The organism is uncultured Corynebacterium sp., assembly GCF_902782855.1.
In the GTDB taxonomy this organism is placed as follows: Bacteria; Actinomycetota; Actinomycetes; order Mycobacteriales; family Mycobacteriaceae; genus Corynebacterium.
Genome location: NZ_CACZOO010000323.1, coordinates 1 through 12,495 on the forward strand (window position 1 = coordinate 1; position 12,495 = coordinate 12,495).

Annotated in this window: 10 protein-coding genes; all 10 read left to right on the forward strand. The window is 69.5% G+C overall.

From position 1 onward, the window contains the following. The first annotated feature begins 279 nt into the window (after positions 1-279). Positions 280-1,956: a nitrite/sulfite reductase gene (locus tag QZV72_RS12915; protein ID WP_297009009.1), complete on the forward strand. Its 1,677-nt coding sequence runs from the start codon at positions 280-282 to the stop codon at positions 1,954-1,956. 5 nt (positions 1,957-1,961) lie between these two features. Next, on the forward strand, positions 1,962-2,156 hold the full coding sequence (locus QZV72_RS12920; protein WP_297008987.1) for a hypothetical protein: 195 nt from the start codon (positions 1,962-1,964) through the stop codon (positions 2,154-2,156). Between the two features lie 18 nt (positions 2,157-2,174). Then, positions 2,175-3,815 (forward strand): ABC transporter ATP-binding protein, encoded by a 1,641-nt coding sequence (locus QZV72_RS12925; protein WP_297008988.1) that lies wholly within the window; start codon positions 2,175-2,177, stop codon positions 3,813-3,815. Continuing rightward, on the forward strand, positions 3,812-5,581 hold the full coding sequence (locus QZV72_RS12930) for an ABC transporter ATP-binding protein (protein WP_297008989.1): 1,770 nt from the start codon (positions 3,812-3,814) through the stop codon (positions 5,579-5,581). The genes QZV72_RS12925 and QZV72_RS12930 overlap by 4 nt, the downstream gene beginning before the upstream one ends. Positions 5,582-5,786: 205 nt before the next feature. After that, positions 5,787-6,626 (forward strand): phosphoadenylyl-sulfate reductase, encoded by an 840-nt coding sequence (locus tag QZV72_RS12935; protein WP_297008990.1) that lies wholly within the window; start codon positions 5,787-5,789, stop codon positions 6,624-6,626. After that, positions 6,608-7,543: a sulfate adenylyltransferase subunit CysD gene (gene cysD, locus QZV72_RS12940; RefSeq protein ID WP_297008991.1), complete on the forward strand. Its 936-nt coding sequence runs from the start codon at positions 6,608-6,610 to the stop codon at positions 7,541-7,543. Before QZV72_RS12935 ends, cysD begins: the two co-directional genes overlap by 19 nt. Then, positions 7,543-8,859, forward strand: a complete 1,317-nt coding sequence (locus QZV72_RS12945; protein WP_297008992.1) for a sulfate adenylyltransferase subunit 1 — start codon at positions 7,543-7,545, stop codon at positions 8,857-8,859. The genes cysD and QZV72_RS12945 overlap by 1 nt, the downstream gene beginning before the upstream one ends. A 32-nt stretch (positions 8,860-8,891) precedes the next feature. After that, positions 8,892-9,593 (forward strand): sirohydrochlorin chelatase, encoded by a 702-nt coding sequence (locus tag QZV72_RS12950; protein WP_297008993.1) that lies wholly within the window; start codon positions 8,892-8,894, stop codon positions 9,591-9,593. Positions 9,594-9,821: 228 nt separating this feature from the next. Further along, complete coding sequence (gene pta / locus QZV72_RS12955; RefSeq protein WP_297008994.1) at positions 9,822-11,255, forward strand: phosphate acetyltransferase; 1,434 nt, start codon at positions 9,822-9,824, stop codon at positions 11,253-11,255. A 20-nt stretch (positions 11,256-11,275) separates the two neighbouring features. Then, on the forward strand, positions 11,276-12,490 hold the full coding sequence (locus QZV72_RS12960; RefSeq protein ID WP_297008995.1) for an acetate kinase: 1,215 nt from the start codon (positions 11,276-11,278) through the stop codon (positions 12,488-12,490). The last annotated feature ends 5 nt before the right edge of the window (positions 12,491-12,495 follow it).

Genomic DNA, 12,495 nt, shown 5'->3' on the forward strand with positions numbered 1-12,495 from the left:
CCCACTGAGCCCACAGAGCCCGCCGAGCCCCGAGCACCGCACGAAGCCCCGGCCGTCACCGAGGCCCGCGCCGCGCTCGCCGCCGCCGAGGAGAAGCAGAACAGGCTCGCCAGTGCCACGGTGAGGGCGGAGGCCGCCGCGGAGGCCGAACCGGGGAACTCCGGGCTCTTCGCCGCGGCACGCAAGGCCCGCTGGGACGAACTCAAGGCGTCCAAGGCCGTCCAGAAGGCCACCGCGGTCCTGGAGCAGGCCATCGACGCCGCGCCGCCGGCCCCGAAGATCCTCACCGACGAGGAGAAAGCCGACCGCAGGGCCCCGAAGCCGCAGGGCCAGTGGCTCATCGACGGCCATGACCCGCTCAACGGTGACGAACGCATCAAACAGGAGGACGCCGGCCTCGCCGTCGCTGACCGCGTCCGGAACATCTACTCGAAAGAGGGGTTCGACTCGATCCCGGCAGAGGACCTCGCCCCGCGCTTCAAGTGGATCGGCATGTACACCCAGCGTCGTCAGGACATGGACGGTGAGCAGACCGGAACCCTGACGAACGCTGAACTGCAGGACCGTTACTTCATGTTGCGCATCCGTCTCGACGGCGGTCAGGTCACGCCGCAGCAGCTGCGCGTCATCGGCGGCATCTCCAGCGACTTCGCCCGCGGCACCGCGGACTTCACCGACCGGCAGAACATCCAGCTGCACTGGGTCCGCATCGAGGACGTCCCGGAGATCTGGGACCGCCTCGCCGCCGTCAACCTGGACACCTACTTCGGCTGCGGCGACGTGCCCCGCGTCATCCTCGGTTCCCCGGTCGCCGGCATATCCAAGGACGAGATCATCGACGCCACCCCGGCGATCCGTGAGATCAAGGAGAACTGGCTGATCCGCGAGGAGTTCGCCAACCTGCCCCGCAAGTTCAAGTCGGCGATCTCCGGCAACCGTCGCCAGGACGTCACCCACGAGATCCAGGACATCGCCTTCATCGGATCCGAGCACCCGGAGAAAGGCCCCGGCTTCGACGTCTGGGTCGGCGGCGGACTGTCCACCAACCCGATGCTCTCCCAGCGGCTCGGTGCCTGGGTGTCGCTCGAAGAGGTCCCCGAGGTGTGGGTGGGTGCCGTGCGGATCTTCCGCGACTACGGCTACCGCAAGCTGCGCAACCGCGCCCGGCTGAAGTTCCTCGTCGCCGACTGGGGCATCGAGAAGTTCCGCCGCATCCTCGAGGACGACTACCTCGGCCACAAGCTCACCGACGGTCCCGCCCCGGAGATCTGGCCCGGCTACCGTGACCACGTCGGTGTCCACGAGCAGCGGGACGGCAGGTTCTATGTCGGTGTCAAACCCACCGTCGGTCACACTGAGGGCGACCAGCTCCAGCGGCTCGCCGACCTCGCCGAGGCCCACGGGGTGCACAACATCCGGACCACCCCGGACAAGGAACTGCTGTTCCTCGACGTGGCGCCCGACGCCGTCGACGAACTGACCGACGCCCTGGAGGAAGAGGGCTTGTCGGCGAAGCCCTCCAGCTTCCGCCGCGACATCATCTCCTGCACGGGCCTGGAGTTCTGCAAGCTCGCCCTGGTCACCACCAAGAAGCGGGCGATCGACCTGGCCGACCAGCTCGAGGAGAAGCTCGGGGACCTCGACGTGCCGCTGAAGATCAGCCTCAACGGCTGCCCGAACTCCTGCGCCCGCACCCAGGTCGCCGACATCGGCCTCAAGGGCCAGATCGTCACCGACGCCGCCGGCAACCGGGTCGAGGGCTTCCAGGTGCACCTCGGCGGCGCACTGGGGATGCACCCCGACTGGGGCAAGAAGCTGCGCGGCCACAAGGTCACCTCCGCCGAGCTGGACGACTACGTCGTCCGCGTCGTGGAGAACTACCGGGCACACCGGACCAGCACCGACGAGCAGTTCCGTGACTGGGTGCTCCGCGCACCCGAGGAGCAGCTGCAGTGAGCGGCATGAACCGTGCGAACGACGCCATCGGCGGCAAGTCCGCCCACCCCAACCCCAGGAGAGCCACCGTGATGCACTGCCCCTACTGCGCCTCGGAGAACCTGTGGCCGGACCCGGAGACGGACAATGCCTGGGAATGCCGGGACTGCCGCCGGGTGTTCTCGGTGAAACTGCACGGGCAGCTGCCCCGCGGTGTGTAACCGGTAACCTCGGGCCCCATGGTGGAACAGCACGAACAGCACGAACAGCACGAACAGCGCGAACAGCAGCAGAAGAGCAGGGCCCTCACCTCGGGGCTGCTCAGCGTTCGGCCGTCCCACCTCCCCGCCCCCGATGATCCCCGGTGGCTGCTCAAGGTCGCGTTCAGTCAGCGACCCCGGCAGTTCCTGGCGTCCGGCGGGATGCTGCTCGGTTTCATCTGCAACGCCACCACCTCCGTCGTCGTCGGCCGCGCCATCGATGACGCCGTCGCCACCGGAAACGGTGCACACCTCTCCCGGTGGCTCGGCGTCCTCGCGCTGCTCTTCCTCCTCAACAGCGTCTCCGTCTGGCTGGGGCGTCGTTTCCTGGAGATGATCCTCCAGCAGGTCAGCCATGACGTCCGCACCGCCGTGACCGACCGGATCCAGGACCCCCGGGGGATCGGCCGTGACGGGGCGGGCGGCGAACGCACCGCCGGCGGTCTGCTGTCCATCGCCAGCACGGACGCCAACAAGGCCGCCGAGATCATCGTCATGACGGTCTTCCCGGTCGCCGAACTCGGGTCGATCCTCTACGTCGCCGCCGTCGTCCTCACCGTCGACTGGCGGCTGGGGCTGGCCGTCCTGCTCGGCGCGCCGGCGGTGGTCCTGCTCTCGGTCCGCGCCGCCCGACCCCTGCGTTCCCGGGCCGGAGCCCGCCAGCGGGCACTGGCACGCACCGCCTCGGTCGCCACCGACGCGGTCCAGGGGCTGCGGATCATCAAGGGGCTCGGCGTCGTCTCCACGATGAAGGCCCGTTACCGCGGCTACTCGGAAGAGGCGTACCACGCCACGGTCGCCGCGAACGCCGCCGAGGCCCGGCTCACCGCCACCACCCAGTCCATCGGCGCGGTGTACGTCGTCGCCGTCGGTGTCGCCGCCGGCTGGCTCGCCCTGCACGACGGGCTCACCGTCGGCCAGCTCATCACGGTGGTCGGCCTGTCCCAGTACGTCGGCCACCCGATGACGATGCTGGGACGCAACTTCGCCACCCGCGTGGCGATCTCCGCCGCGTCCGCCCGACGGGTCGTCAGCGTGCTCACCGTCCCCTACGCCACCCCGGACGAGGCGTCGGAGGCGGAGACGGACGCGCTGGTCGCCGCTGTACCGGCCGGTGTCACCGTGGTCCGCGACCTCAGCCGCGCCGCGGAGGTGACGGACACCCTGCTGCGCATGCCGCGTCACCGGGTGATCGTCGCGCCACACGCCGCCGATCTCTTCGACGGCCCGCTGCGTGACAATGTCCACCCCGATCCGGCGGTCGCCGCCGAGGCGCTGGAGGTCGCCGACTGCGCGGACATCCCCGGCGGACCCGACCGCCCGGTGGGGGAAGGGGGACGCCGCCTCTCCGGTGGTCAGCGTCAACGGGTCGCCCTGGCCCGCGCGATCGCCGCCGACCCGGAGCTGCTGGTGCTCACCGACCCGACGACGGCGGTGGACTCGGTCACCGAACAACACATCGCCGAACGGGTCGCCGCCCGCTACGCGGGTGTGGGGGATCACGGACACTCCGCACACCGCGTCCTCGTGATCTCCGAGGCTCCGGCCTGGCAGGTCGTCGCCACCACCCGGTGGGACGCCGCCGACCTCGACGCGGCGCTGGCGGGGGTGCACGCATGACCCCGACCACCGCACAGTTCCAGGCGTTCCCCCTGGCGACCTGGGCGCAGGCCCGTCGGGACATCGTCCGTCAACTCCGGGCCGTGCCGGGCGCGCGGTGGCAGGCGCTGATCGCCGCTGTGCTGCTCGGTGTCGGTGCCTGGTGCACCGTCTCCGTGCCCCGGTTGATGGGACGCATCGTCGACATCGCCACCGACGGAACCGACGGTGACCTGTGGCGTACCGCCGGACTCATGACCGCCGCCGCCGTCACAGCCGGCGTGACCGACGGTGCGGGCTACTTCCTGCTGGCACGGCTGTCCGAGCGGCTCATCGCCAACCTGCGCGAGGAGATGGTCGGCACAGCCCTGGGCCTGCCGATGCACCGGGTGGAGGACGCCGGCACCGGCGACGTGGTCAGCCGGTCGACCGACGATGTCGCCCAGACCTCCTCGGCGGTGATGGAGGTGCTGCCGGTGCTGTCCGGGGCGGTGTTCGCCATCGCCGCGACCGGCGTCGGACTGCTCACCGTCGACTGGCGGTTCCTCGCCGTGCTCGTGCTGGTCTCCCCGGTGTACTGGTTCTCCGCCCGTGCCTACCTGCGCAGGGCGCCACAGTTGTTCGCCGCCGAGCGGGCGTCCATGGGACTGCGGGCGCGCCGGGTGCTCGAGGCGATCCACGGTCGTCGCACCGTCCGCGCGTTCCGGATGGAGCGTGACATGCACGACCGCATCAGCGACGCGTCCCGGTCCGTGGTGCACAACGCCGTCGGTGCGAACCGTGTGATGGTCCGGCTGCTGAACCGGATGCTCATCGCCGAGTTCGTGATGATCGCCTCGGCGCTGGTCCTCGGTTTCCTCCTCGTCGACGGCGGCGTGCTCGGGGTCGGTGCGGTCACGGGTGCCGCGCTGATGATCATCCGGGTGCGGGGTCCGCTGCAGCAGGTCATGCGGGTGCTGGACGCCGCCCAGTCCGGCTACGCCTCGCTGGCCCGGATCATCGGCGTGACCGTCGACCCGCCGCGTCCGGTGCCGGACGCCGGTGCGCCGGAGGCCCGTGGCGAGGTCGTCCTCGACGATGTCGCCTTCCGCTACGGGGAGGATGCCTGGGCGGTCTCGGACGTCACCTTCCGGATCGGGCCGGGCAGGGCAGTGGCGCTGGTGGGTGCGTCCGGTGCCGGCAAGACCACGGTGGCGACACTGCTCGCCGGGCTGCGGGAGCCGACCGCCGGTTCGGTGACGATCGACGGTGTACCGGTCACGGCACTGTCGGATGATGAGCGGGCCACGCGTCTGGCACTGGTGTCCCAGGAGGTCCACGTGTTCTCCGGGTCGTTGCGTGACGACCTGCTGCTCGCCGCGCCCGACGCCTCGGACGAGGAGCTGACGGAGGCGCTGGCGGCCGTGGGCGCCGACGGGTGGGTCGGTCGCCTGGCTGACGGTCTGGACACCGAGGTCGGTAGCCGGGGTGTGGTCCCGGATCCGGTGGTGGCCCAGCAGCTCGCCCTGGCGCGGGTGCTGTTGCGCGACCCGAAGGTCGTCGTGCTCGATGAGGCGACGGCGGAGGCGGGCTCGGCCGGCGCCCAGGCCCTGGAGGACGCCGCCCGGCGGCTCACTCAGGGGCGCACCGCCCTGACGGTGGCGCACCGGCTGGACCAGGCCCGTCAGGCCGACGAGATCCTGGTCATGGAGGACGGGCGCATCGTGGAGCGCGGCACCCATGACGATCTGGTGGTGTCCGGTGGACGCTACGCCGAGCTGTGGTCGGTGTGGTCGCGGGGGCGGTGACCCGGACGAGCGGATAGACCCCTCTGTCTGGGAGTTTTATTCACCGTGACCAGTACCTACAAACAGTGACTGTAGGGGTACGGGGAATCCCTGTTGCTCCTTATGAACCGAGTGGTCTAGTGTGGTGCAGCATTAGACCGACCGGTCTGTAGACGACTGTCCGGTCGGACTCGCCCCCACCAGAGAAGAGCAGGGAAGAACAGCCATGACGAACACGGGAGCAGGCGTCGGCATCACGGCGCTGACCGGTCTCGTGGGGCTCGGCGGCATCACCGCCGCAGATGCCTCTGACCGGCCCCCCAGGGACCCCGGGGTCAGCCCCGACGGTGCCCCCACCACCACCACACACCTCAGTGCGGAGCAGAGCGCCGCCCACCAGGACCTGGTCGACGAATGGAATGACCGCCTCGACGGGAGGACCGCCGAGGAGATCCTCGACTGGGTCGACGAGCACGTCACCGGCACCGTGGCGGTGACCATGTCCATGCAGGACACGGTCCTCGCCGAACTCGCCCAGGGCCGCGTCCACGATGCCGAGCTCGTGTTCCTGGACACCGGCTACCACTTCGACGAGACCATCGACGTCGCCCGCGAGGTCGATGAGCGCTACAGCCTGCCGCTGAAGACCGTCGAGCCCGTCCTCTCCGTCGAGGACCAGGACCGCGAGTACGGGGCGAACCTCTACCGTTCCAACCCGACCGCCTGCTGCCGGATGCGCAAGGTCGAGCCGCTCGCCCGGATGCTCAACCCCTACGAGGCGTGGATCTCCGGCGTGAAGCGGGTCGACAGTGAGCTGCGCAGGGACACCCCGATCCTCGACGTCGACCGCACCGGCCGCCTCAAGATCAACCCCATCGCCGCCTGGACCGACCAGGATGTCGATGACTACATCGACGCACACGACCTGATCATCCACCCCCTGACCAAGCAGGGGTACCCATCGATCGGCTGCGCCACCTGCACCCTGCCCGTCGCTCCCGGCGAAGACCCCCGTTCCGGCCGTTGGGCCGGCTCCACCAAGACAGAATGCGGACTCCACCTGTGACCACTGCAACCCCCACCCAGAACCAGCTCAGCCCGCACCTCGCCAGCCTCGAGGCGGAGGCCATCGAGATCCTCCGCGAGGTCGCCGGCCAGTTCGACAAGCCGGGCCTGTTGTTCTCCTCCGGAAAGGACTCTGTCGTCGTCCTCGAGCTCGCCAAGCGGGCCTTCGCCCCGGCCGCCGTGCCCTTCGAGCTCATCCACGTCGACACCGGCCACAACTTCCCGGAGGTCATCGAGTTCCGTGATCGCATCGCCGCCGACCCGCGGATCAGCCTCCACGTCGCCCACGTCCAGGACTGGATCGACTCCGGTGCCGTCCAGGAGCGTCCGGACGGCACCCGTAACCCGCTGCAGACCGTCCCGCTCGTCGAGACGATCCAGAACCGCGGTTACGATGCCGTGCTCGGTGGTGCCCGCCGTGACGAGGAGAAGGCCCGTGCCAAGGAGCGTGTCTTCTCCGTGCGCGACTCCTTCGGCGGCTGGAACCCGCGTCGTCAGCGTCCGGAACTGTGGGGCCTCTACAACGGCCGCCACCAGGCCGGCGAGAACATCCGCGTCTTCCCGATCTCCAACTGGACCGAGGCGGACATCTGGGACTACATCAAGGCCCGCGACATCGAGATCCCGGAGATCTACTACTCCCACCGGCGTGAGGTCTTCAACCGCGGTGGCATGTGGCTGACCGCCGGCGAATGGGGCGGCCCGAAGGAGGGGGAGACGGTCGAGACGAGGACCGTGCGCTACCGCACCGTCGGTGACATGTCCTGCACCGGTGCCGTGCTCTCCGACGCCGCCACCGTCGACGAGGTCATCGAGGAGATCAAGGCCTCCACGACCACCGAACGCGGCGCCACCCGGGCCGACGACAAACTCTCCGAATCCTCCATGGAGGACCGCAAGAAGGAAGGCTACTTCTGATGACCGCCGCAACACTGGAGACCGAGACCGTGACCACCTCCGCACTGCCCACCCTCCGTCTGTGCACCGCCGGCTCCGTCGACGACGGCAAGTCCACCTTCGTCGGACGCCTGCTGCACGACACCAAGTCCATCCTCGCCGACCAGTTCGAGGCCGTCCAGCGCGTCTCCGCAGCCAAGGGCCTGGCCAACCCGGACCTCTCCCTGCTGGTCGACGGCCTGCGCGCCGAGCGTGAGCAGGGCATCACCATCGACGTGGCGTACCGCTACTTCGCCACCGACAAGCGGTCCTTCATCCTCGCGGACTGCCCCGGCCACGTGCAGTACACCCGCAACACCGTCACCGGCCTGTCCACCTCTGAGCTGGTCATCGTGCTCATCGACGCCCGCAACGGCGTCATCGAGCAGACGAAGCGACACCTCACCGTCGCCGCGATGATGCGCACCTCGCACGTCATCGTCGCCGTGAACAAGATCGACGCCGTCGATTTCTCCGAGGAGGTCTTCGACTCCATCGCCGCCGACGTGCGGGCCCTGGCAGCTGACCTGGACCTGCCGAAAGTCGACATCGTGCCGACGTCCGCCCTGCTCGGCGACAATGTCGTCACCCGCTCGGAGAACACCCCCTGGTACGACGGCCCGTCCGTCCTGGAGATCCTGGAGACCGCCCAGCCGGCCCGCATCAACGCCGGCACCGAACGCGGTCTGCGCTTCCCGGTGCAGGTCGTCATCCGCGACCACGCCACCGACTACCGCGGCTACGCCGGCCGGCTGACCTCCGGCTCCGTCGCCGTCGGTGACGAGGTCACCATCGGCGGCGCCGGCGGACGCACCACCACCGTCGTCGGCGTCGACGGTCCCGGTGGGGAGCAGGACAGGGCCGTGCGCGGCGAGTCCGTCACTCTGCGCCTGGCTGACGACATCGACATCTCACGTGGTGACCTCCTTGCCACCGCCACCGACGATGACGCACCGCCCGCCCCGGTCACCGGTTTCCGGGCCCTGGTCTTCCAGCTCGCCGAGTTCCCGGTCCGCGTCCGGGGCAACGTCCTGCTGCGCTACGGCACCGCCACCGTCCGGGCGCGGGTCGACGAGATCGTCCGCCGCGTCCACATCCTCGACGAGGACGCCGCCGCGGCCGGGGACGAACTCGGCACCGAGCTGAAACTCAACGACATCGCCGAGGTCCGCGTCACCGTCGCTGAGACGCTTCCGGTCGAGCCCTACCGTCGTGGCGGACGGGTCGGTTCTTTCCTGCTGATCAACCCGGGCGACGGCGACACCCTCACCGCCGGTCTGGTCACCTCGGTCGACTAGGGACGGGCTCAGGTACGCACATGGTGACGCCGGTGATTCTCCTCGCGCACGGGTCCAGGCACCCGGGTGCGGACGCTGCCGTCGCCCGCGTCGCCGACGCCGTCTCCACCCTCACCGGAGCCCCGGTACACCCCTCCCACCTCGACTTCTCCGCGAGGACACCCACGACGGTCGCCCATCTGCTCGCAGCGCAGGGACACCGGCGGGCGGTCGTCGTGCCGCTGCTGTTCACCCGGGCCTTCCACCTGCGTCACGACGTGCCGGACGCCCTGTCCGGGGCGACCGCGGCGACCGGGCTGGAGTTCACGCTCGCGGACGGGATCGGCACCGGCGGGGATGTGGCGTCGTTGCTGGCGTCCCGCATCCCGTCCGGCACCGCACACCTCGTCCTCTACTCCGTGGGGTCCTCCGTCCCCGGGGCGAACGGGACAGTCGCGGGTCTCGCCGCCGACATCGGTCGGCGGGCCGGCGTCACCGCCGAACACGTCACCGCCACCGGACCCGCCGGGGCCGGGGCGTCCGCTGTGCTGGACGCGGTACGCGGTTCCACCGGGCAGGTGCACGTCGCCCCGCTGTTCATCTCCCCGGGCACACTGTGGGACACCGCGGTCGGTGCATTGTCGTCGTATGCGTCATCGGCACGGTCCTCGCCACCAGTCACCACCGGTGTGCCCCTGGCTGCCGCCGTCGCTCCCCTGGTCGCACGTCGGGTCCGGCAGTGCACCGCCGGATGACGCTCCGCTCGCCACGGACGGTCACGGACGGTCACAGGAGCCGCCGGAAGCGGGGTGGACCGCGCCTGTGGACAACGCGGGTGCCCCCGTTCCCGGTGCTTCCGCCACAGGTTAGAGGGGGTGGGGGCCCGCCCGGAACTGTGGCGTTGGTCACCGACTGTGCTTCCGTGCACAATAGTAACGTCAAAGTAGACCACACCACAGCAGTCGACAACCTCAGGAGTTTCCGTGACAGTCCGCGCCGTGCTCAGTCCGATCGCCACCGCCGCAGGTCGCAGGGGAGAGCTCATCAGCAGTCTCGCCGCCGGCACCGGCCCCGATGTCGGGGACGTCATCGACATCTTCGACACGCTGCGCCCCTCGGCGCCGGACTTCGGTGCGGCACTCGATGTCGCGCTCGGTGACCGGGACGGCGTGCTCATCGGTACCGGTGAACCGATGTTCGACTCCCGCCTGGCCGCGGCCGTCGGCGTCCCGCAGTTCCTCGTCGCCGCCGGCGACCGGGACCACCTCCAGCTGCAGCAGGTCTCCGGCCAGCTGGTGCGGGTCGGGCGCGCGCCCCGGGGAATCGCGGTGATGGACGGCACCCACGGGTCCTCCGCCCTGGAGGCAGAGGGCACCGCCGTCCCGTTCCTCGCCCTCGACGAGGTCGACGAGGCTGAGCCCGCCACCCCGGTCATCGGCCCGGAGGTCTTCGAACGGAACCTCATCACCCAGGCCCGGGCCGCCCACGCGCACATCGTGCTGCCCGAGGGGGATGATGACCGCATCCTCACCGCAGCCCACCAGCTGCTCGAGAAGAAGGTCTGTGAGCTCACCATCCTCGGTGACCCCGCCACCATGGCGGCCCGCGCCCACGAGCTCGGTCTCGACATCTCCGGCGCCACGCTGACCGACCCGACCCAGGGAGACGACCTCGAGCGGTTCGCCGGGGAGTTCGCCGAGCTGCGCAGGGCCAAGGGGGTCACCCTCGACGAGGCCCGCGAGACCATGAAGGACATCAGCTACTACGCGACGATGATGATCCACCTCGGCCTCGCCGACGGCATGGTCTCCGGGGCGGCGCACACCACCGCGCACACCATCAAGCCGAGCTTCCAGATCATCAAGACCGTGCCTGAGGCGTCCATCGTCTCCTCCATTTTCCTCATGGTCATGGACGGCGTCCTGTGGGCGTTCGGTGACTGCGCGGTCAACCCGAACCCGACCCCGGCGCAGCTCGCCGAGATCGCCGTGGTGTCGGCGAAGACCGCCGCCCAGTTCGGCATCGACCCGAAGGTCGCCATGCTGTCCTACTCCACCGGATCCTCCGGAGCCGGTGCCGACGTGGAGGCCGTCGCCGAGGCCGTCACGATCGCCCGCGAGTCCGCACCGGAACTCAGCGTGGACGGCCCCCTGCAGTTCGACGCCGCCGTCGTCGAGTCCGTGGGCCGGAAGAAGCTGCCGGGCTCGGAGGTCGCCGGTGAGGCCACCGTCTTCGTCTTCCCCGATCTCAACAGCGGGAACATCACCTACAAGGCAGTGCAGCGCACGGCCGACGCGCTGGCGGTCGGCCCGATCCTCCAGGGCCTCAACAAGCCCGTCAACGACCTGTCGCGCGGAGCCACCGTCCCGGACATCGTCAACACCGTCGCGATCACCGCCATCCAGGCCGGCAACTAACCGAAAGGTCACCCACAACCATGACGCAGCACATTCTGGTCCTCAACTCCGGGTCCTCCTCCATCAAGTTCCAGGTCCTCGACCTCGAGGCCGAGCACCCCGACAAGCCCTTCCTCTCCGGACTCGTCGAGCAGATCGGTGAGTCCCGCGGCCACATCCGGATCGTCACCGAGAACAACACCATCGAGGACCGGCGCCCCATCCTCAGCCACTCGGTCGGTCTGGAACGCGCCTTCGGCATGATGTCCCTGCTGGGTGTCGGACCGCAGGACCTCGACGTCCACGCCGTCGGCCACCGCGTGGTGCAGGGCGGGTACATCTTCAACGAGCCGGTGATCATCGACGACCGGGTCGCCGAACAGATCGGCTCCCTGATCCCCCTGGCCCCGCTGCACAACCCGGCCCACCTCGACGGGATCGAGAATGCCCGGGCACTGCTCCCGGACGTGCCCCATGTCGCGGTGTTCGACACCGCGTTCTTCCATTCGCTGCCGGAGTCCGCGTCCCGCTACGCCCTCAACCGTGACATTGCCGACCAGTACCACATCCGCCGGTACGGGGCGCACGGCACGAGCCACAAGTACGTCTCCGGACTGGTGCCCGACATCATCGGCAAGGACCCGGCGGACGTCAACCAGATCACGCTGCACCTCGGCAACGGTGCATCGGCGACGGCGATCAGGGGCGGCAAGGCCATCGACACCTCCATGGGTCTCACCCCGCTGGCGGGTCTGGTCATGGGTACCCGTACCGGTGACATCGACCCCTCGGTGATCTTCCATCTCGTCCGCGAGGCGAAGATGAGCATCGACGAGATCGACACCCTGTTCAACCGTCGCTCCGGTCTCAAGGGTCTGTGCGGTGTCAACGACTTCCGCCTGCTGCAGGAACTCATGAACGAGGGGGAGGCGGACGCCCAGGAGGCCTACGACATCTACGTCCACCGGGTCCGCCAGTACGTCGGCTCCTACATGCTGGAGCTGGGACGCCTCGACGCCATCACCTTCACCGCCGGTGTCGGAGAGAACCACGTCGGCATCCGCCGCGACACCATGGCCGGCCTCGAGAACTTCGGCATCGTCATCGATGACGCCAGGAACAACAACGAGGCGGGGGTCAAGGGGGCCCGCGTGATCTCCACCGACGATTCCGCGGTCAAGGTGCTTGTCGTACCGACCAACGAGGAGCTGGCCATCGCGCGTGCCGCCGCCGCGCTCGCGGACGTGGGCAACTGATCGGC